We start from the raw sequence: 19,052 nt of genomic DNA, 5'->3' as shown, positions 1-19,052 counted from the left end.
CGCCGCCCGGTTCGGCCGGGCGCGCAAAAACAAACACCCCGCCGCAGGCGGGGTGTTTGCTTATGGAGGCGTCGACCGCGCCGCGCGCGGTCCCGGTCGCTCAGCCCTGCTTGTTGCCGCCGAACAGGCCGGCGATCTGCGACAGCGAGCCGAGCAGGTTCGACGTGTCGACCTGCGCCTGGCCGTCGGCCGGCACCGTGCCGTCCGGCGTCGCGTGGTTGACGACGTGCGGCAGCACCTGTGCGAGCACGGTCGAGGCCGTCGACGGATCGACGCCGAACTTGCTCGCCAGCGCACCGATCGCGTCCGAGCCGAGCACGTTCTGCAGCGTGTCCGGGGAGATCGGCTGGTTCTGGCCGGTGCCGACCCACGAACCGATGATGTCGCCGGCGCCGCCCGCCTTGAACTTCTCGATCAGGCCGTTCAGCCCGCCCGGCTGGTTGTTGATGAATTCGAGCGCGGTCGTGACCAGCGCGCCTTGCGAGTTGCCGCCGGCCTGGCCGCCGATCAGACCGCCAACGATGTCGAGGAGACCCATGGTTCTTCACCTTTACTGAAAAGGGCGCCGTGACGACGACGCCCGTTGAACGAATGCCGCGCGCACGCCGTCGCGCGCGCGGCGCACATCAGGCGCCCGACGCCGCGGCGGCGGAGGCTGCCTTGTCCTTCTTGCTCTTCTTCTTCGAACCCTTCGTCGCCTTTGCGGACGACGCCGCGGCCGGTACGCTCGCAGCCGCACCCGCGTCGGCGGATGCCGCGGCGGCCGCCGCCGCTTTCTCCTTCTTCGATGCGCGCTTGCTCTTGGCCGGCTTCGCTGCCGCATCCGGTGTGCTTGCCGCCGGCGCCGTGGCCGTCGTGCCGGCGGTCGCGGCCGTGGACGTCGATGCGGTGCCCGCCGACGTCGTCGCCGGCGTGGCGGCCGGCTTCGACGGTTTCACGCCTTTCGGCGGCGTCGACGAGCCGCCGATCGTCAGGCCGTTTTCCTCGAGATGTCCCACCGATTTCGTGCCGAGGCCCTTCACGCGGTTCGCGAGATCGTCGGCGTCCTTGAACGGGCCGTTCCTGGTGCGCTCGTCGATGATCGCCTTCGACTTCACCGGCCCGAGACCCTTCACCGATTCGAGCGTGGCCTGATCGGCCGTGTTGACTTCGACGGCGGCGGCAAGGCCCGCAGCGAGCGACAGCGATAGCGCGACGAACAGCATCAGCAGCTTCTTCAGCATGGCAAAGGCTCCCTGGTTCTGGCGGATGAATGGCTGTTGCAACGGACGGCGGGACGGGGCCCGGCCGGGCGTCGCCGTTAAGCATAGGACAAATGCGTGCCCTTTTTAAGACAGGCTGACCGAATCTTGCTGAAGGCTTGCGCCGCTGTAAAGTCCGAAGCCCACGCCGGGCGGCGATTTTGACCATTCTTTACGGTGTCGCGCCGATGGCGGGGGCGGCCGCCGCACTAGCCGTTCGACAGGGCTTGACTTAGAGTGAACTCTAACTCCTAACCTTGTTCCTGCCATGTCGAAAACCGCTGTCCCATCCTCTGCCGCCGCTCCGCTCACGATCGGCCAGGTTGCCGAAATGACCGGCGTGTCGGCGCACACGTTGCGCTATTACGAGCAGGCCGGCCTGCTGCGCGCGATTTCGCGCACGGCGGCCGGGCACCGGCTCTATGCGCCGGCCGATCTCGATTGGCTGGCCTTCGTGATGCGCCTGAAGGCGACCGGCATGCCGATCGCGCAGATGCAGGCATTCGCGGCGTTGCGCGCGCAAGGCGAGCCGACCTTCGGCGCGCGACGCGAGTTGCTGGTCGCGCATCGCGACGCGGTGCGCGCGCATATCGCGGTGTTGCAGGCGAGCCTCGACGCGATCGGCGACAAGATCGCGTATTACGAGGCACGGGAGCGCGAAGCGGAACGACAGGCGAATTCTTCTCACTCTGCATCGGAACAGGACGGACACCATGGAACGACTCGTTGAAGACCGCTACGCGCGTGGCTGGAACAAACTGAAGGAAATCGACGGCGAAGTGGGCGAGCGCGTGATCGCGGCGCTTGCGCCGATCGCGCCGGACTTCGGACGGCTGCTGGTCGAGTTCGGTTTCGGCGACATCTACAGCCGGCCGCAACTCGACCTGAAGGCGCGCGAGATCGCGACGATCGCGGCGCTGGCCGCGCTCGGCAACGCACAGCCGCAGTTGAAGGTGCATGTCGAGGCCGCGCTGAACGTCGGCTGCACCCGCGACGAGATCGTCGAGGTATTCATGCAGATGGCCGTCTACGCGGGCTTTCCTGCCGCGCTCAATGCGCTGTTCGCCGCGCACGAGGTCTTCATGCAGCGCGAGGCCGCGGCCGCGCAGCCGGCGTGACGGCGCTCGCGCAGGCGCATCACGCGCGGTGCGGCGCGACGATCCGGTGCTTCGCGATGCGCCGGTACAGCGTCGCGCGCGAAATGCCGAGCGCCTGCGCGGCCGCATCCGGCCGCCAGCGGTGCGCGGTGAGCGCCGCGACGATGCGGCCCCGTTCGTCGTCGGGCAGCGTGCCGGGCGACACCGTGCCGGGCGGCGCGGCGAAGTCGGCCGGCAGGTCGCGCCGCGTCACGCGCGCGGCGTCGCATACCGCGCACGCATAGCGCAGCACGTTGCGCAACTGCCGCACGTTGCCGGGCCACGGATGCGCGGCGAGCTGCTCGGCGAGCGCCGCATCGAGCGTCAGCACGTGGCCGGTCGCCTGCGCTTCCTCGGCGAACACGGCGGCTATCACGTCGCGCACGTCCGCGCGTTCGCGCAACGGCGGCAGTTCGAACGTCGCGCCGCCGAGCCGGTAGTACAGATCCTCGCGGAACGTGCCGTCGGCCACCATGCGCGCGAGATCGCGGTGCGTCGCGCAGATCACGTCGAGGTCGACGCGCACGGGCGTGTCGCTGCCGAGCGGCACGACTTCGCCGTCGGCGAGCACGCGCAACAGGCGTGTCTGCAGCGCGAGCGGCATGTCGCCGATTTCGTCGAGAAACAGCGTGCCGCCGTCGGCGAGCGCGATCTTGCCGCGTGCGCCGTGCTTGCGCGCGCCGGTGAACGCTCCGGCCGCATAGCCGAACAGTTCGCTCTCGATCAGCGCTTCCGGCAGCGCGCCGCAGTTGACCGCGACGAACGGCCGCGCGCGTCGCGCGCCGGCGTCGTGGATCGCGCGCGCGAACACTTCCTTGCCTGCACCGGTTTCGCCGAGCACGAGAATCGGCAGCCGCTTGCTCGCGACCCGCAGCGCGAGTTCGGCCTGCTGCGCGATGCGCGCATCGGGGCTGTGCAGGAACGGCGTGAGCGCGCCGACGTGGCGCTGCGCGCTGCCCGCGCGGCGTGAGGCCGTGCCGGGTTCGCGGCCGGTGCGCCGCAGCGGCGCACGCAGCCGTGCGTAGAGCGGCGCGCCGGTCGCGCGCAGCCGCAGCGCGACGATCGCGTCGAGCTGCGCGGCATCGCGCAGCGGCATCTCGGTCGCATCGAAGATCTCGTCGATATGACGCGGTTCGCGCAATGCCGGCAGCGCATCGCGCGCCTGCCGGTTCGCGGCGACGATATTGCCGCACTCGTCGAATGCGATAAGCCACTCGGGTTGCGCTTCGACGTAGTGACGGTTCGGATGCCCGAACAGGATCCAGTACTGCGCGGTGCTGTGCACGAAGTAGCCGTCCTCGATCAGCGCCGCGCTCTGCCGCACGAGCTGATACACGAGACGCTGGCTGTCGCGGTTGTCCGGCGAGTGGACCGCCGACGCGTCGAGCACGCCGATCAGCTCGCCGCCGGGCGAGAAGATCGGCGCCGCACTGCAGGTGAGGGTCGTGAACGCCGCGCGAAAGTGGTCGGTCTTGTGCACGGTGATCGGCGCGAGATCGGTCAGCACGCTCGCGACGCCGCAAGTCCCTTCCTCGCTTTCCGACCAGCACGAGCCGATGTGCAATCCCGCATGACGGAAGTCGTTGCGGCGTTCGCGGTCGATCCGGTAGTCGATCGTCACGCCGTGCGCGTCGGTCAGCATCACGCAGTAGTCGGCGACGCGAATCATGTCGTGCAGCCGCGTCAGGCACTGGCCCGACGCGCGCAGGAACGCCTCCTCCTTGTCGCGCACCTCGCGCAGCTCGGCCGCGGTCAGCACGCGCGGGCCGATCGACGAAGCGGGGTCGAGACAGTAGCGCTCCAGCGACCGTTGCCACGACGACACGAGGCGCGCCGAATCGGCCGGCGCGGGCAGGCGCCCGGCGAGCGCGCCGAGCACGCGGTCGGCGTGCTGGGCCTGGGGGACGGCGTAGGGCATGGTCGGCTCCGGGGTTCCGTACGGCGGGGAATTCGATGTCCTTGTAGCACATCCCGTTCGGCGGATCACATTGCATCGCAGCACGCGGCGGGCTTGAGACGTTCGTCTCACCGGTATCTCGGTGCGTCTCGCATCGTTGAGACGCGGCCGCGGGCGTCGTGAAGGGATCGTCCGGCATCCGATCGAATCCGCGGTGCCGCGATGCCGCCGGGTTTGCGGGCAGCGCGCCGCGCCGATGCCGGCCTTCGCGGCGGTCGCGGCGGCCGTGGCGTTGCATCGAACGCGTGAGACGCACGGGCGGAAGCGGGCGCGCGCCGGGTCGTCACGGCAGCGGCGCCGGTGTGCGGGCAGGTCCGCCGCGCAAGCCTGTACGTGGGTTTCACGGTCGTCGCGTGGAAGATGGCACGCCGTTTGCAGGAATGTCCGGCAAGCCCGGCGCGATCGCGTCGGTGACGACGATCCGCCGCCCGTCGATGGCGGCGGACAAAACAGGCAGGGCCGGCGCTGGCGCCAATGCGCCGGCGCCGGCCGACTGGATGGAGACAAAACCGTGACGACGCCCGTTACCGTCGGCGTGATCGCGAACCCCGCATCGGGGCGCGACATCCGCCGCCTCACGACGCATGCATCCGTGTTCCCGACGGCGGAGAAGGCGAACATGATCGTGCGCCTGCTGGCCGGTCTCGGCGCGATGGGCGTCGAGCGCGTGCTGACGCTGCGCGACCGGACGGGCATTGCGACGCTGCTGCTGCGCGCGCTCGATACGCATCGTGCGGTCGCGTCGCGCGAGCGCTGGCCCGAGGTCGAGTTCGTCGACCTGCCGATCACCGATAGCGTTGCCGACACGCAGGCCGGCGCGGCGTACCTGCACCGGATGGAGGTCGCGCTGATCGTCGTGCTCGGCGGCGACGGCACCCATCGCGCCGTCGCCGCGCATTGCGGCGCGACGCCGCTCGTCGCGCTGTCCACCGGCACCAACAACGCATTCCCCGAACATCGCGAAGCGACCGTCGCCGGCGTGGCGGCAGGGCTCGTCGCGGCGGGCGCCGTGCCGGCCGAGATCGCGCTTGCGCGCAACAAGCGGCTCGTCGTGCGCTGCATCGCGGGCGCGCAGCCCGGGCGCGAGGAGATCGCGCTCGTCGACGTATGCGCGGCGCGACAGCGCTTCGTCGGCGCCCGCGCGATCTCGGGATCGGACGATATCGATTCTCTCTACCTGACGTTCGCGGAGCCGGACGGGATCGGCCTGTCCGCGCTCGGCGGCGCGTGGGCGCCGCTCGAACGCAGCGCGCCGCACGGGCTCGCGATGCGTTTTGCGGCCGAAGACAAGACGGCCGGCACGCCGCTCGTCGCGCCGATCGCGCCGGGCCGTGTCGATCGCGTCGTGATGCGCAGTTGCGAGCGGCTCGAGCCGGGTGCGTGGCAGACGATCCCGTTCGAGCGCGGCACGCTCGCGTTCGACGGCGAGCGCGAGATCGAGGTCGCGCGCGGCGATCGCTACGAGATTGCACTTGACTGGCACGGGCCGCTGACGGTCGACGTCGGCCGCACGCTGCGCTACGCGTCGTCCAGGCAACTGCTGCGCGATGCCGGCCCGTGGCGTGCTTGAGCGTTCGTTGCTCCGGTAAGCATTTCGGCATCCGTAACGATCATCGAGGAGACATCGCCATGACACTGCCACTCGAAGGACAAGCCGTCATCGTCACGGGCGGCGCGCGCTGCGCTTCGCGACGATGGACAACGTGACGGGCCGGACCGTGAACGTCGAAGGCGGCTTCACGTTCCGCTGACGGCCGCGCGCCGTGAGATCCGTCGCCGCGGCCCGGCCGCGGCGGCATTCGCAGTCAGACCTATCCAGGAGACATACATGACCGTTTCGAACCAGATCAGCAGGGACAAGCTGCTGGACGCCTACCGCCTGATGCGCACCATTCGCGAATTCGAGGAGCGCCTGCACGTCGAATTCGCGACCGGCGAGATTCCCGGTTTCGTGCACCTGTATGCGGGCGAGGAGGCGTCCGCGGTCGGCACGATGCTGCACCTCGGCCTCGCCGACTATGTCGCGACCACGCACCGCGGCCACGGCCATTGCATCGCGAAGGGCGTCGACGTGCACGGAATGATGGCCGAGATCTACGGCAAGAAGACCGGCGTCTGCCACGGCAAGGGCGGCTCGATGCACATCGCCGATCTGTCGATGGGGATGCTCGGCGCCAACGGGATCGTCGGCGCGGGCGGCCCGCTCGTGTGCGGCGCGGCGCTCGCGGCGAAGCACCGGAACACGGGCGGCGTCGGTGTGTGCTTCTTCGGCGACGGCGCGTCGAACCAGGGCGTGATCTTCGAGTCGATGAACCTCGCGGCGGTGTGGCGGCTGCCGGCGATCTTCGTCGCCGAGAACAACGGCTATGCGGAAGCGACGTCGTCGAGCTGGTCGGTCGCGACCGACAACATCGCCGATCGCGCGAACGGGTTCGGGATGCCGGGCGTGATCGTCGACGGCTTCGACTTCTTCGCGGTGCACGAGGCGCTCGGCGAGGCCGTCGAGCGCGCGCGCAACGGCGGCGGCCCGACGCTCGTCGAGGTGAAGTTCACGCGCTATTTCGGCCATTTCGAAGGCGATGCGCAAACCTACCGCGCACCGGGCGAGGTGCAGAAGCTGCGCGACGAAAAGGACTGCCTGAAGCATTTCGAGACGCGCGTCGTGCGCGCCGAAGCGCTGACGATCGGCGAACTGCGCGCGGTCGACGCGCAGGTGAAGGCGCTGATCGACGACGCGGTCGCGCAGGCCAAGAGCGCGCCGCTGCCCGATGCGGCCGACCTGCTGACCGACGTCTACGTGTCGTATCCGTGAGCGCGGCCTGACCCCGCGGCCGGCACGGCGAACCGAACATTCCAGGAGACAGACATGGCAAGGAAGATCACTTATTCGCAGGCGATCAACGAGGCGCTTGCGCAGGAGATGGCGCGCGACGAGAGCGTGATCGTGATGGGCGAGGACAATGCAGGCGGCGCGGGCGCGCCGGGCGAGGACGACGCATGGGGCGGCGTGCTCGGCGTGACGAAGGGGCTGTTCCACAAGTTTCCGGGCCGCGTGCTCGATACGCCGCTGTCCGAAGGCGGCTACATCGGCGCGGCGGTCGGCGCGGCCGCGTGCGGGATGCGGCCCGTCGCGGAGCTGATGTTCGTCGATTTCATGGGCGTGTGCTTCGACCAGATCTTCAACCAGGCCGCCAAATTCCGCTACATGTTCGGCGGCAAGGCCGTGACGCCGGTCGTGATCCGCGCGATGTACGGCGCCGGCCTGCGCGCTGCCGCGCAGCATTCGCAGATGCTCACGTCGCTGTTCACGCACATTCCCGGGCTCAAGGTCGTGTGCCCCGCGACGCCTTACGACGCGAAGGGGCTGCTGATCCAGGCGATCCGCGACAACGATCCCGTGATCTTTCTCGAACACAAGCTGCTCTATACGCGCGAAGGCGACGTGCCCGAGGAATCCTATGCGATTCCGTTCGGCGAGGCGAACGTGCTGCGCGACGGCGACGATGCGACGATCGTCACGTACGGCCGGATGGTGCATCTCGCGATGGACGCCGCCGCGACGCTCGCGAAGGACGGCATCCAGGTCGACGTGATCGACCTGCGCACGACGTCGCCGCTCGACACGGAGACGATTCTCGAAAGCGCGGAGCGCACCGGGCGCGTGGTGGTGGTCGACGAGGCGAACCCGCGCTGCTCGATCGCGACCGACATCGCCGCGCTCGTCGCGCAGCGCGCGTTCCGTGCGCTGCAGGCGCCGATCGAGCTTGTCACCGCGCCGCATACCCCCGCGCCGTTCGCGAGCGTGCTCGAAGACCTGTACATCCCGTCCGCCGATGCGATCGTGCAGGCGGTCCTGAAGACGAGGAGCTGACACGATGTCGATTCACATGATCACGATGCCCAAGTGGGGCCTGTCGATGGAGCAGGGGCAGGTCAACGGCTGGCTGAAGGCGATCGGCGAGCGCGTGACGAAGGGCGACGAAGTGCTCGACGTCGAGACCGACAAGATCTCGTCCGGCGTCGAATGCGCGTTCGACGGCACGCTGCGCCGCCAGGTCGCGCAGGAAGGCGAGACGCTGCCCGTGGGTGCGCTGCTCGGCGTCGTCGCGGCCGCCGATGCGAGCGATGCCGACATCGAGGCGGCGATCGCCGATTTCCAGCGCGATTTCGTGCCGAGCGCGGCTGCCGACGAGGCGGCCGGGCCGCAGCCCGAGAAGGCGCAGATCGGCGGCCGCACGGTGCGCTTCCTGAAGCTCGGCGACGGCGCGGGCACGCCCGCCGTGCTGATCCACGGCTTCGGCGGCGACCTGAACAACTGGCTGTTCAATCACGCCGATCTTGCTGCGCACCGGCCCGTGTGGGCACTCGACCTGCCGGGCCACGGCGAATCGGGCAAGGCGGTCGACACGGGCAGCCTCGACGAACTGGCGGACGCGGTGCTCGCGCTGCTCGATGCGCAGCACATCGACCGCGCGCACCTGATCGGCCATTCGATGGGCGGCGCGGTCGCGATGGCGGCCGCCGAGCGCGCGCCGCAACGCGTCGCATCGCTGACGCTGATCGCGAGCGCGGGGCTCGGCACGGACATCAATCGCACGTATATCGACGGCTTCGTCGCCGGCAACAGCCGCAACACGCTGAAGCCGCACCTCGGCGCGCTGTTCGCGGACAACGCGCTGGTCACGCGGCAACTCGTCGAGGATCTCGTCAAGTACAAGCGGCTCGAAGGCGTGCAGGCCGCGCTGGAGAAAATTGCGAACGCCGCGTTCGACGGCGCGGCGCAGCGGCGCGTGTTCCGCGACCGGCTCGCGTCGCTGGCGCCCCGTACGCTCGTGATCTGGGGCGAGCGCGACCAGGTGATTCCCGCGCAGCATGCGCAGGGCTTGCCGGACGGCGTGCGCGCCGAGGTGATCGCCGGCAGCGGGCACATGGTGCAGATGGAGGCCGCCGCCGACGTGAACCGCCTGATCGTCGCGTTTCTCGGAGCCTGACGATGGCCGCCGCGCTCGAACGACCCAGCCTCACGGCGCTCGGCCAGCCGGGCGCGCGCAGCCGCGACAAGCTCGCGCGCATCCCGGTGCGTGTCGAGCCCGCGGCCGGCGCGGCGCTGCCGAAGCCGCCGTGGCTGCGCGCGCGGCCGATGATGAGCGCGGCGGTCGCCGACATGGCGGCCGTGCTGCGCGACCATCGGCTGCATTCCGTCTGCGAGGAGGCGATGTGTCCGAACATCGGCGAATGTTTCGCGCAGCGCACCGCGACCTTCATGATCATGGGCGGGCTCTGCACGCGGCGCTGCCCGTTCTGCGACGTCGCGCACGGTCGTCCCGATCCGCTGGATCCCGGCGAGCCCGCGCGGCTGGCCGAGGCGGCCGCGGCGCTCGGGCTGCGCTACGTCGTGATTACGTCGGTCGACCGTGACGACCTGCGCGACGGCGGCGCCGCGCATTTCGCCGCGTGTATCGCGGCGGTGCGTGCAAGCGTGCCGGGCATCGGCGTCGAGGTGTTGACGCCGGATTTCCGCGGCCGTGTCGCGCGGGCGCTCGACGCGCTGTCGGCGGCCTGGCCCGACGTGTTCAACCACAACATCGAGACGGTGCCGTCGCTGTACCGGGCGGCGCGGCCGGGCGCCGACTATCGCGGCTCGCTCGAACTGCTCGCGCAGGCCAAGGCAGCGCGGCCGGGGCTGGTGACGAAATCGGGGTTGATGCTCGGGCTCGGCGAATGCGACGACGAGGTGCGCGACACGCTGCGCGACTTGCGCGCGCACGACGTCGACGTGCTGACGCTCGGCCAGTATCTCGCGCCGTCGGCGCATCATCTGCCGGTGCGGCGCTACGTGAGCCCGGCCGCGTTCGCCGCATGGCGCGACGAGGCGCTGGCGTACGGCTTCAGGGAGGTCGTGGCGGGCCCGCTCGTGCGGTCGTCGTATCACGCGGCCGACGTGCTGGACGGCGCGTAGCGGGGCGCGTCAGGCGCGGGCGGCGGCGACGCGCGCGCGGCTGACGCGGCGCAGGTAGGCCACGAGCCCGGTGCCCGCGAGCATCAGGCTGATCGTGTTCGCGAACCAGAAGCCGCGCGCGCCGGTCAGCCACGCGGGCGCGATCCCGCCCACGTCGAAGCCGAGCGTGTAGCCGCCGCTGAGCCCGACGCCCCACAGCGCGACCGCATAGATCACGGTCGGCACGATTGCCACCTTGTATGCGCGCAGCACGAACGCCGACGTGACCTGCAGTGCGTCGAACACGTGGTAGCACGCGACGATCGCGACGAGCGGCATCGCGGCCGCGGCGACGGCCGGGTTCGGCGTATAGCCGTCGATGATCAGCGGGCGCAGCCCGAACACGAGCAGGCCGTATGTCGCGGCAATGCCGCACGCGAAGATCACGCTGTGCCGGCCGAGCAGCCGGGCTTCCTCGGGACGCCCGGCGCCGAGCGCGCGCGCGACCAGCGTCGAGGCCGCCACGCCGATCGACAGCGGCGTCATGTACAGCACCGCGCCGATGTTGCCGGCGATCTGGTGGCCGGCGAGCGTCGTCGTGCCGAACTGCGCGATGAACAGCGCCATGCACGTGTACGACGTGACCTCGATCAGGTACGACAGGCCCATCGGCACGCCGAGCTTCAGGAGCGCCTTCTGACGCTCCCAGACGGGCCAGCAGAAGCGCGAGAAGATCGCGAGCGGCGCGAACACGTCGAGCTTCGCGAGCAGCGTGTAGCCGATCAGCGCGAGCGCCCAGTTGATCAGCGTGCTCGCGAGCCCGCAGCCCGGGCCGCCGAGGGCCGGCATGCCGAAACCGCCGAAGATGAACCACACGTTGAGCGGAAACTTGAGCAGCAGCGCGCCGACCTGCAGGATCATCGCCAGGCGCGGCTTGCCGGCCGCGTTGGTCAGTGCGTTGTAGATGCGGAAGACGAGGCTGGCGGGCAGCCCGTACGACAGGATGCGCAGGTAGTCGACGGTGCGGTCGTGCAGTGCGGCCGGTGCGTGTGCGATGCGCAGCAGCGGCTCCGGAAAATGCAGCAGGAGAAAGCCGGGGACCGCGAGCAGCAGCGCGAGCCACAGCGCCTGGCGGACTTCCTCGCCGATCTCGGCATGGCGCCGCGCGCCGTACAGTTGTCCGGCGATCGGCTGCAGCGCGGACAGGATGCCCATGAGGCCGATATAGATCGACACGTAGATCGACGAGCCGAGCCCTAGCGCGGCCAGATCGACGGCCGAATAGCGCCCGACCATCGCCGTGTCGATCACGCCGAACGCGATGATGGCGAGCTGGCCGACGAGCACCGGCCACGCGAGGCCTACGATCCGGCGAATGTCGCCGAGCATCGTCAGTCGGCCGCCTGCCGGCGCGGCGGACGCCGCTTGACCGGCGTCTTGGGCCGCTCGATGCGTTCGTACAGGCGGAAGCGTTCGTCGCGGTCGGCGACGCGGCGGCCTTCCCACACGAGACGCCACACGTATTGCGACATCGAGCTCGGCTCGCCGTAGTCCGCACGGTCCTGACGCAGGATCACGTCGCAGTCGCCGGAGAAATCGAAGCGCATGTTGCCGAAATATGCAAAGGTCGCGATCTGCGCGTCGCCGAGCCGCACGGGCGAGATGCACTCGTAATCGGACGGCAGGTGCACCGCGATCTGCTGCGCGACGTCGCGGTAGGTCCGGCCGTAGTTGACGATCGGCAGCCACAGCGTCATCAGCAGCACCCACATCAGCGTGGTGCCGGCGCCCGACAGCACGACGCTGCGCCACAGCACCTTCGGCTGTCGCGAGATGCGCCAGCGCACGAGCACGCACCAGCATACCGTGGCGATGATCGCGCAGATGAACGACAGGATCTTGAAATGCGGCTCGTAGCCGGGCACGAGCCGCGCAAGGTTGCGCGCGAGCGGGTGCGGGAAGCCCGTGAGCGACGCGAGCCACACGAGCCACACGAAGGAGCCGAGGATCGTGAAGCTCAGCACCGCGAACCAGTCGATCGCGTTGATCGCGCCGCGCTTGAGGGTCGGCAGCGCGAACGTCGCGAGCACCGCGAGCGGCGGCAGCAGCAGCATGTACATGCGGTTCGACTGCTGGCTCTGCAGGATCACGAGCGCGACGAGCGGCACGGCGACCGACAACGGGATCGCGATGTGGGCGCGGCGGCGCAGGCCGGCCCAGCTCCACCACGCCCAGATCGCGAGCGGCCACGCCGGCCAGGTGAACAGCGGCAGGTTCTTTGCCGCGTAGCCGAGCACGGCGGTCGGCGGGCCGGAAAAACGCAGCAGGCTGCCGTGGATCCACTGGTCGAGGAACCACGCGGCGTCGTCGGGCGCCGCGATGAATGCGGCCAGCGGCCACAGCGCGAAGATCGCGGCTGCGAGCGGCACGCCGACCAGCGGCAGCCGGAGGTTGCGCATCTCGGGCGTGACGAGCCACAGCACGGCCGTGCCGGCGAGCAGGGCGGCGACCAGCACCGGGTTGCCGGACAGTGCGACGAGGCCCATCGCGAGCCCCCACCACAGCGCGCCCTGCATCGGCTTGTCGATGCTGCGCACGATCCCGTAGACGAGCATCGCGATCCACGCGAACTGCGCGAGCTGCGGCGTCGTCTCGTGTCCGCGTTCGGCGAGGCCGAAGCAGGCGACGAGGACCAGCAGCGCGCCGTCGGCGAGCGTACGGCCGTAGTCGCGCGGCTCGGGCTCGCCGCCGAATGCGTATTTGAACGGCTGGACCTCGGCGCGCCGGCCGAGCAGGTAGGCCGCGTACCAGACGAACGCGCACGCGATGCAGAACAGCACGCCGGTATCGATGCGCGATGCGTTGCTCGCATCGACCCACGGGCCGAGGCCGCGGATCGACAGCGCGCCGAGCCAGTAGCCGAGCGGCCCGTCGGTCGTGATGAACTTGCCGACCAGGTTGGGCAGCAGCCAGTCGTGCCAGCCGCCCTTGGCCATCGTCCACATCACGCCGAAGCCCGCCGCGTCCTCGTTCTTCCACGGGTCGCGGCCGAACAGGCCGAACGCTGCGTAGACGAAACAGAGCGTGAGCAGCAGCCAGCGCGGCAGCGCGCGCGTGGCGGAGGCGGTGAGACGGACGACAGGCTTCATGCAGATGAGCGATTTGTTATGGGCGGGCGGCCGGCGCGGTTACGCGCGGTCGAGCCGGTTTCGAGCATCCGGCATTGTAGTCGCGCGGGCTGTTGCGCGTCAGGTCGATGCCCCGGGCAGCGGTCGGCGGTTTCCCGGCGAGCGGAGACAAAAAAGGGCAGCCTGGGCTGCCCTTTTGTGCGATACCGGTGCGTTGCAACCACCGGATGCGGTGCGAAGCTTACTTCGCCTTGCCGCTGGCGCGAACGCCGAACTTGTTCTTGAACTTCTCGACACGGCCTGCCGTGTCCATGATCTTTTGCTGACCCGTGTAGAACGAGTGCGATTCCGACGACACTTCGATCTTGGCGAGCGGGTAGGTCTTGCCTTCGTGATCGATGGTTTCACGCGTCTGGATCGTCGAGCGCGTGATGAACTTGAAGCCGTTCGACATGTCTTGGAAGACGACTTCGCGGTAATTCGGGTGGATGCCTTCTTTCATGGTCTTTCCTTGGTGAGAGCGGTAGCCAACCCGCCGCTTGCCGTGCCGGAGTGCACTCATTGCGCAAACCAGACGACGCCAAGCCCGGCGCGAGCCACTTGCCTAAGGTCGAAAAACGGCGATTATGCCAGAAAATCAGATGGTTGACGAATAATTTTCACGGTGCGTCGAGCGCGCCGGCACCGGCCGGATCCTGGCGGTAGTAGCGCGCGAGCAGCCGGTACAGCTCCGGGAATTCGGACTCGAACGCTTTCGGCCTTACGAACAGCGCCTCGCTGCATACCGCGAAGAATTCCGACGGGTGGTCGGCGGCATACGGATCGATCAGCGAATCCCGCTCGAAGCGCGCCCACGCGCGGTCCGGCACCGCATCGACGCGCGCGCAGAACTGATCGTACGCGTGCTCGAACACGTCGGCCCACGCCTGCGCGTCGAGGTGCGGCGCATGCCAGCGGCGAAAGAGGGGCGGATAGCCGTCGGCCGCGCCGTTGACCATGTCGATCTTGTGCGCGAACTCGTGGATCACCACGTTGTACGCGTCGCGGCCGTCCGTCATCTGCGCGTCTTCCCACGACAGGATCACCGGCCCGCCTTCCCAGGCCTCGCCGCTCGCGTCCTGCTCGACTTCGTGGACGACGCCGTCCTCGTCCTGCACGGTCTTGCGGATCACGAATTCGCCCGGATACACGACCACGCCGACCCAGCCGTCGTACAGCGACAGATCGAGGTTCAGCACCGGCAGGCAGGCCTGTGCGGAGATCGCGACGATCATCGCGTCGGTCAGCTCGAGCCCGTGCGCGGTCGAAAACGATTTCTTCGCGACGAACAGGCTCGTCAACTCGCGCAGCCGGCCGAGTGCGTCGGGCGACAGCGCGGCGAGGAACGGCAGGCGCTCGACGGTGTCCTGCCACAGCGCGTCGGGGATCGGGTGGCTGCGCAGCGCGCGATCGCGGCGGCGGTCGTCGAGCCAGCGGGTCAGTTTCGAGAGCATGGGGCGGCGCGCGGAAATCCAAAGCCTGTCTTTTAACTCAATCGATCTCTTTTTGCCATGCCGCGAAGAGGCCGCCGACGAGCGCCACGCCCGCGAGGAAGTAAAAGCCGTCGAGCGACGCGAGGAACGAGGCCTGCTGCGCGACCATCCGCGCAATCGAGGCGATCGCGAGGCCGTGCGCCTCGTTCGGTGCGTGGCCGGCCGCCGCATAGCCTTGCGTCAGCGCGTCGACGGTCTGCTGGAACAGCGGGTCGAACACGTTGGCGCGCTCGACGAGCCGCGTCTGGTGCACGGCCACGCGGTGCTGCTCGACGATGATGACCGATGACGTCGCGAACGAGATCGTCAGTTGCCGCACGATGTTCTTCAGCCGGTAGCCGTGCGTGTACTCGTCGATCGCGAAGATCCGGAACGTGAGGTTGGCCACCGGCAGCACGATGAAGAGCAGCAGCAGCCCGCGCAGCAAGAGCGGGACGATCAGCGCGGCTTCGCCGACCTGCGGCGTCATGCGCGTCATCCACAGCGCCGCCGTGACGGCGATCGCGAACCCCGGCACGACGAACCATTTCTTGTGCGTGACGAATTTCGCGTAACGCAGGTAAGCGAACAGCGCGGTGGCCGAAATCAGCGACGTCGTGCCCACCAGGCGCCCGGCATTCTCGACCGGATAGCCGAGCCCGCTTTCGAGAAAGCGCGATGTCAGGTAGCTGAAACCCGTCGACTCGTAGTAATAGAACATGTAGAGCAGCAGCCCGACCTGGAAGGTCCGTTCGCGAAACGCGTGCAGCCGCACGAGCGGCGTCGGGTGGTTCCACTGGTGATAGGCGAACCAGGCGAGGGCGCCGATCCCCGCGATCGTCAGCAGGATCAGCATCGGCGAGCCGCTGTAGAGCTGGTAATGCACCTGCTGCAGCACGATCTGCAGCGCGCCTTGCGCGAGCGCGAACACGACGTACGGCCAGAAGTGCCCGGCGCCGCGTTCGTCGTCGGGAGTCCTGCCCGAGTCGGGCAGCGTGAGCAGCGCGAGGATCGCGAACGCGATGCCGGCCGGCGCCGTGCATGCGAACAGCGCGCGCCACGTCGAATGCGCGACGAGCAGCCCGCCCGCGATCGGCGCGAGCGCGCTGCCGAGCAGGATCATGACCAGGAACGCGCGCGTTGCCGGCGGCCGTTCCTGCGGCTTGAAGCTGATCTGGATCAGGATCCGGCACGCGCCCATCATCGGGCCGATGAAGTATCCCTGGAAGCCGCGTGCGAATGCCAGTTCGAGCGACGTGTCCGCCAGTGCGGCCGCGATCGCGCCGAACGAGAACATCAGCATGCAGCCGGCCACGTAGCGGCGATGCCCCAGCCGGTCGACCCACCATTGCTGCTGCAGGATGCCGAGCACGGCCGTGACCGCGTACGCGCTCGACGACCACACGAGCTCGTCGGGCGATGCGTTGACGCCGCCCGCGATGTAGCTCGCGAAGAACGAGAAGGCCGCGTTGTCGAAGTAGTCGAGGCCGGTCACGAGCGCGAGCGCCCACGGGAACAGGTCGGCGCGCAGGTTCGCGCGGCTCCACAGCGGCGGGCGGCCGGGCAGCGCGTTCATTCACGATCCTTGCGTGCGCGCCGCGGGCCGGCTTCGGCCCGGCGCTGCGCGATCAGCGCGTCGGGGTTTTCGCCGGCGAGGCGTCGCTCGACGTAATCGATGTCGTGCTGCAGTTCCTTGCGCAGCGCGACGGCTTCCTTCAGTTCGCGCTGGACGGCTTCGATCCGCCGGTCGAGCGTGTCGATCTGCCCGGCGAGGCCGGCGCGGATGTCGCGCAGCGACGCGTCCGAATAACGGCGCCGGCCGTCGCCGGTTTCCTCGAGCGGGCGCTTCAGCATCTCGGTGATGCCGTGCAGCGAGAACCCGAGCGCGCGCAACCGCAGGATGCGCGCGAAGCGTTCGAGGTCGGCTTCGTCGTAGAGGCGGTAGCGGCCTTCGCTGCGCGACGGCGTGACGAGCCCGCGTTCTTCGTAGTACTTCAGCGTGCGCGGCGTGACGCCGAGCCGTGAGGCGGCATCGCTCACGGTCAGCAGCGGGGTGGAGGCGTCGTTCGGCATCGGCGGGCGGAGGAGTCGATCGGGGCGATGACGCGATTGTAGATCAACCTGTACGTTCACGTTCATGTTTAGGCAAAAAAACGGCCGCCGGCGAGATGCGCGGGCGGCCGTTCTTTGCGGGGCGGGGCGATCAGCCGCCGCGGCGCATCAGGTCGAAGAACTCGGAGTTGCTCTTCGTCTGGCGGATCTTGTCGAGCAGGAATTCCATGGCCTCGACTTCATCCATGTCGTGAATGAACTTGCGCAGCACCCAGATCTTCTGAAGGATCTCGGGCTTGATCAGCATTTCCTCGCGGCGCGTGCCCGACTTGTTCAGGTTGATCGACGGATACACGCGCTTTTCCGCGAGACGGCGCTCGAGGTGCACTTCCATGTTGCCGGTGCCCTTGAACTCTTCGTAGATCACGTCGTCCATGCGGCTGCCGGTTTCGATCAGTGCGGTGCCGATGATCGTGAGCGAGCCGCCTTCCTCGATGTTGCGCGCCGCGCCGAAGAAGCGCTTCGGACGCTGCAGTGCGTTCGCGTCGACACCGCCCGTCAGCACCTTGCCCGAGGCCGGGATCACGGTGTTGTATGCGCGGGCGAGACGCGTGATCGAGTCGAGCAGGATCACGACGTCGTGCTTCATTTCGACGAGGCGCTTGGCCTTCTCGATCACCATTTCGGCGACCTGCACGTGACGCGTGGCCGGTTCGTCGAACGTCGACGCGATCACTTCGCCGGCAACCGAGCGCTGCATTTCGGTCACTTCTTCGGGGCGCTCGTCGATCAGCAGCACGAACAGGATCACGTCCGGGTGGTTCTGCTTGATCGCGTGCGCGATGTGCTGGAGCATCACGGTCTTGCCCGACTTCGGCGACGCGACGAGCAGGCCGCGCTGGCCCTTGCCGATCGGCGCGATCATGTCGATGATGCGGCCCGTGACGTTTTCCTCGCCGCGCATTTCGCGTTCGAGCGACAGCGGCTTGTTCGGGTGCAGCGGCGTGAGGTTCTCGAACATGATCTTGTGTTTCGAGGCCTCGGGCGGCTGCCCGTTGACTTTGTCGACCTTCACCAGCGCGAAGTAGCGTTCGCCGTCCTTCGGCGTGCGGACTTCGCCTTCGATGGTGTCGCCGGTATGCAGGTTGAAGCGGCGGATCTGCGACGGGCTGATATAGATGTCGTCGGTGCTCGCGAGGTACGACATTTCCGGCGAGCGCAGGAAGCCGAAGCCGTCCGGCAGCACTTCGAGCGTGCCGTCGCCGAAGATCGTCTCTCCCGTCTTGGCGCGCTTTTTAAGAATGGCGAACATCAACTCCTGCTTGCGCAGGCGGTTCGCGTTTTCGATCTCGAGGCCATTGGCCATTTCGATCAGTTCGGACACGTGCAGAGACTTGAGCTCGGATAAATGCATACGGAGAACCCGCCAGGGAGGAGACGACGAAAGAAATAAAGGGAGGAGGGCGAGCGGACGCGCTCAGAGACTTAAATGCGTCTTGTAGACGTTTTTTAATTCTAGCATACGCCGATTCGCGCTTGAGCGGACGATCGGCGGCTGGGCGGCGGACGTGTTGCCGGTTGACAACACGTCCGCGGAACTGCCGGTATTACAGGTGGCTGTCCAGGAATGCGGTGAGCTGCGACTTCGACAGCGCGCCGACCTTCTGCGCGGCGGCCGCGCCGTTCTTGAACAGGATCAGCGTCGGGATGCCGCGCACGCCGAACTTCGCGGGCGTGGCCTGGTTGTCGTCGACGTTGATCTTCGCGATCTGCAGCTTGTCGCCGTAGTCCTTTGCGACTTCGTCGAGGATCGGGGCGATCATCTTGCACGGGCCGCACCATTCGGCCCAGAAATCGACGAGCACGGGCTTGTCGGATTTGACGACGTCCTGTTCGAACGATGCGTCGCTGATGTGTTTGATCTGTTCGCTCATTGGGTCAATACCTCTTACGGTTCGGGGACTGCCTGCTTGCGCGTCGCGGCGGCCGGCCGCGGGTGGGGGGCCGGCCGCCGCGGCAAGGGTCGACCTATCCCCCACCTGAGGGGGGCGGGGGCGGGCGGGCGGGGGCGCGGGGGCGGGCGGGGGTG

General features: G+C 68.5%; 19 protein-coding genes and 1 pseudogene. 9 read left to right on the top strand and 11 right to left on the bottom strand.

Features of this window, described 5'->3' with window-relative positions; all coding sequences use genetic code 11:
• Nucleotides 1–100: 100 nt before the first annotated feature.
• A complete protein-coding gene (locus GQ56_RS0135685) occupies nt 101–538 on the bottom strand; it encodes a YidB family protein (RefSeq protein ID WP_031403197.1) in 438 nt (145 codons plus the stop codon).
• An 88-nt stretch (nt 539–626) separates the two neighbouring features.
• Nucleotides 627–1,223 (bottom strand): ComEA family DNA-binding protein, encoded by a 597-nt coding sequence (locus tag GQ56_RS0135680; protein WP_031403196.1) that lies wholly within the window; start codon nt 1,221–1,223, stop codon nt 627–629.
• Nucleotides 1,224–1,509: 286 nt separating this feature from the next.
• Between GQ56_RS0135680 and GQ56_RS0135675 the strand changes: the two genes are divergently transcribed.
• On the top strand, nt 1,510–1,971 hold the full coding sequence (locus tag GQ56_RS0135675) for a MerR family transcriptional regulator (RefSeq protein WP_031403195.1): 462 nt from the start codon (nt 1,510–1,512) through the stop codon (nt 1,969–1,971).
• Nucleotides 1,955–2,359 carry a carboxymuconolactone decarboxylase family protein gene (locus GQ56_RS0135670; protein WP_031403194.1) on the top strand — a complete coding sequence of 135 codons (405 nt, stop codon included), beginning with the start codon at nt 1,955–1,957 and terminating at the stop codon, nt 2,357–2,359. The genes GQ56_RS0135675 and GQ56_RS0135670 overlap by 17 nt, the downstream gene beginning before the upstream one ends.
• A gap of 19 nt (nt 2,360–2,378) precedes the next feature.
• Here GQ56_RS0135670 and GQ56_RS0135665 read toward each other — a convergent pair whose 3' ends face one another.
• Complete coding sequence (locus tag GQ56_RS0135665) at nt 2,379–4,295, bottom strand: sigma-54-dependent Fis family transcriptional regulator (RefSeq protein WP_031403193.1); 1,917 nt, start codon at nt 4,293–4,295, stop codon at nt 2,379–2,381.
• A gap of 392 nt (nt 4,296–4,687) precedes the next feature.
• Between GQ56_RS0135665 and GQ56_RS45720 the strand changes: the two genes are divergently transcribed.
• The 7 genes and pseudogenes from GQ56_RS45720 (at nt 4,688) to lipA (ending at nt 10,293) form a co-directional block, all read left to right on the top strand.
• Nucleotides 4,688–4,849 carry a hypothetical protein gene (locus GQ56_RS45720; protein WP_161788599.1) on the top strand — a complete coding sequence of 54 codons (162 nt, stop codon included), beginning with the start codon at nt 4,688–4,690 and terminating at the stop codon, nt 4,847–4,849.
• Nucleotides 4,846–5,904 (top strand): ATP-NAD kinase family protein, encoded by a 1,059-nt coding sequence (locus GQ56_RS0135655; RefSeq protein ID WP_031403192.1) that lies wholly within the window; start codon nt 4,846–4,848, stop codon nt 5,902–5,904. Before GQ56_RS45720 ends, GQ56_RS0135655 begins: the two co-directional genes overlap by 4 nt.
• Nucleotides 5,905–6,001: 97 nt before the next feature.
• Nucleotides 6,002–6,085, top strand: a pseudogene (locus GQ56_RS45110) (SDR family NAD(P)-dependent oxidoreductase); the annotation flags it as partial.
• 77 nt (nt 6,086–6,162) lie between these two features.
• The gene (locus GQ56_RS0135650; protein ID WP_031403191.1) at nt 6,163–7,146 is read left to right on the top strand and encodes a thiamine pyrophosphate-dependent dehydrogenase E1 component subunit alpha; all 984 of its coding nucleotides are present in this window, start codon (nt 6,163–6,165) and stop codon (nt 7,144–7,146) included.
• Between the two features lie 54 nt (nt 7,147–7,200).
• Nucleotides 7,201–8,205: an alpha-ketoacid dehydrogenase subunit beta gene (locus GQ56_RS0135645; RefSeq protein WP_031403190.1), complete on the top strand. Its 1,005-nt coding sequence runs from the start codon at nt 7,201–7,203 to the stop codon at nt 8,203–8,205.
• 4 nt (nt 8,206–8,209) lie between these two features.
• Nucleotides 8,210–9,325 carry an acetoin dehydrogenase dihydrolipoyllysine-residue acetyltransferase subunit gene (locus tag GQ56_RS0135640; protein ID WP_031403189.1) on the top strand — a complete coding sequence of 372 codons (1,116 nt, stop codon included), beginning with the start codon at nt 8,210–8,212 and terminating at the stop codon, nt 9,323–9,325.
• Nucleotides 9,326–9,327: 2 nt separating this feature from the next.
• Nucleotides 9,328–10,293, top strand: coding sequence for a lipoyl synthase (gene lipA, locus GQ56_RS0135635; RefSeq protein WP_031403188.1), 966 nt, complete (start codon nt 9,328–9,330; stop codon nt 10,291–10,293).
• Between the two features lie 9 nt (nt 10,294–10,302).
• On the opposite strand, the gene GQ56_RS0135630 is transcribed toward lipA, so the two are convergent.
• The 8 genes from GQ56_RS0135630 to trxA all read right to left on the bottom strand — a co-directional run bounded on the left by GQ56_RS0135630 (nt 10,303) and on the right by trxA (nt 18,897).
• On the bottom strand, nt 10,303–11,661 hold the full coding sequence (locus tag GQ56_RS0135630; RefSeq protein ID WP_031403187.1) for an MATE family efflux transporter: 1,359 nt from the start codon (nt 11,659–11,661) through the stop codon (nt 10,303–10,305).
• Nucleotides 11,662–11,663: 2 nt separating this feature from the next.
• The gene (locus GQ56_RS0135625) at nt 11,664–13,421 is read right to left on the bottom strand and encodes an ArnT family glycosyltransferase (protein WP_031403186.1); all 1,758 of its coding nucleotides are present in this window, start codon (nt 13,419–13,421) and stop codon (nt 11,664–11,666) included.
• A gap of 220 nt (nt 13,422–13,641) precedes the next feature.
• Nucleotides 13,642–13,902, bottom strand: coding sequence for a type B 50S ribosomal protein L31 (locus tag GQ56_RS0135620; RefSeq protein WP_031403185.1), 261 nt, complete (start codon nt 13,900–13,902; stop codon nt 13,642–13,644).
• A gap of 157 nt (nt 13,903–14,059) precedes the next feature.
• Entirely contained in the window at nt 14,060–14,893 is an 834-nt protein-coding gene (locus tag GQ56_RS0135615) for a M90 family metallopeptidase (protein WP_031403184.1), read from the bottom strand.
• 37 nt (nt 14,894–14,930) lie between these two features.
• Entirely contained in the window at nt 14,931–16,487 is a 1,557-nt protein-coding gene (locus GQ56_RS0135610; protein ID WP_031403183.1) for an MFS transporter, read from the bottom strand.
• Complete coding sequence (locus tag GQ56_RS0135605) at nt 16,484–16,984, bottom strand: MerR family transcriptional regulator (protein ID WP_031403182.1); 501 nt, start codon at nt 16,982–16,984, stop codon at nt 16,484–16,486. The genes GQ56_RS0135610 and GQ56_RS0135605 overlap by 4 nt, the downstream gene beginning before the upstream one ends.
• A gap of 130 nt (nt 16,985–17,114) precedes the next feature.
• The gene (gene rho, locus GQ56_RS0135600; RefSeq protein ID WP_006478662.1) at nt 17,115–18,377 is read right to left on the bottom strand and encodes a transcription termination factor Rho; all 1,263 of its coding nucleotides are present in this window, start codon (nt 18,375–18,377) and stop codon (nt 17,115–17,117) included.
• Nucleotides 18,378–18,570: 193 nt separating this feature from the next.
• Complete coding sequence (gene trxA / locus GQ56_RS0135595) at nt 18,571–18,897, bottom strand: thioredoxin TrxA (RefSeq protein WP_006402348.1); 327 nt, start codon at nt 18,895–18,897, stop codon at nt 18,571–18,573.
• Nucleotides 18,898–19,052 lie beyond the last annotated feature (155 nt).

The sequence above is a fragment of the Burkholderia paludis genome, assembly GCF_000732615.1.
GTDB lineage: Bacteria > Pseudomonadota > Gammaproteobacteria > Burkholderiales > Burkholderiaceae > Burkholderia > Burkholderia paludis.
This window is presented reverse-complemented; position numbering and strand designations above follow the sequence as displayed.

Excerpts from the sequence above, each read along its gene's own strand:
- GQ56_RS0135665 (WP_031403193.1), bottom strand. The coding sequence starts at position 4,295 with ATGCCCTACGCCGTCCCCCAGGCCCAGCACGCCGACCGCGTGCTCGGC.
- GQ56_RS0135650 (WP_031403191.1), top strand. The coding sequence starts at position 6,163 with ATGACCGTTTCGAACCAGATCAGCAGGGACAAGCTGCTGGACGCCTAC.
- GQ56_RS0135675 (WP_031403195.1), top strand. The coding sequence starts at position 1,510 with ATGTCGAAAACCGCTGTCCCATCCTCTGCCGCCGCTCCGCTCACGATC.
- GQ56_RS0135630 (WP_031403187.1), bottom strand. The coding sequence starts at position 11,661 with ATGCTCGGCGACATTCGCCGGATCGTAGGCCTCGCGTGGCCGGTGCTC.
- lipA (WP_031403188.1), top strand. The coding sequence starts at position 9,328 with ATGGCCGCCGCGCTCGAACGACCCAGCCTCACGGCGCTCGGCCAGCCG.
- GQ56_RS0135680 (WP_031403196.1), bottom strand. The coding sequence starts at position 1,223 with ATGCTGAAGAAGCTGCTGATGCTGTTCGTCGCGCTATCGCTGTCGCTC.
- GQ56_RS0135605 (WP_031403182.1), bottom strand. The coding sequence starts at position 16,984 with ATGCCGAACGACGCCTCCACCCCGCTGCTGACCGTGAGCGATGCCGCC.
- GQ56_RS0135615 (WP_031403184.1), bottom strand. The coding sequence starts at position 14,893 with ATGCTCTCGAAACTGACCCGCTGGCTCGACGACCGCCGCCGCGATCGC.
- rho (WP_006478662.1), bottom strand. The coding sequence starts at position 18,377 with ATGCATTTATCCGAGCTCAAGTCTCTGCACGTGTCCGAACTGATCGAA.
- GQ56_RS0135625 (WP_031403186.1), bottom strand. The coding sequence starts at position 13,421 with ATGAAGCCTGTCGTCCGTCTCACCGCCTCCGCCACGCGCGCGCTGCCG.
- trxA (WP_006402348.1), bottom strand. The coding sequence starts at position 18,897 with ATGAGCGAACAGATCAAACACATCAGCGACGCATCGTTCGAACAGGAC.
- GQ56_RS0135670 (WP_031403194.1), top strand. The coding sequence starts at position 1,955 with ATGGAACGACTCGTTGAAGACCGCTACGCGCGTGGCTGGAACAAACTG.
- GQ56_RS0135620 (WP_031403185.1), bottom strand. The coding sequence starts at position 13,902 with ATGAAAGAAGGCATCCACCCGAATTACCGCGAAGTCGTCTTCCAAGAC.
- GQ56_RS0135610 (WP_031403183.1), bottom strand. The coding sequence starts at position 16,487 with ATGAACGCGCTGCCCGGCCGCCCGCCGCTGTGGAGCCGCGCGAACCTG.
- GQ56_RS0135640 (WP_031403189.1), top strand. The coding sequence starts at position 8,210 with ATGTCGATTCACATGATCACGATGCCCAAGTGGGGCCTGTCGATGGAG.
- GQ56_RS0135685 (WP_031403197.1), bottom strand. The coding sequence starts at position 538 with ATGGGTCTCCTCGACATCGTTGGCGGTCTGATCGGCGGCCAGGCCGGC.
- GQ56_RS0135645 (WP_031403190.1), top strand. The coding sequence starts at position 7,201 with ATGGCAAGGAAGATCACTTATTCGCAGGCGATCAACGAGGCGCTTGCG.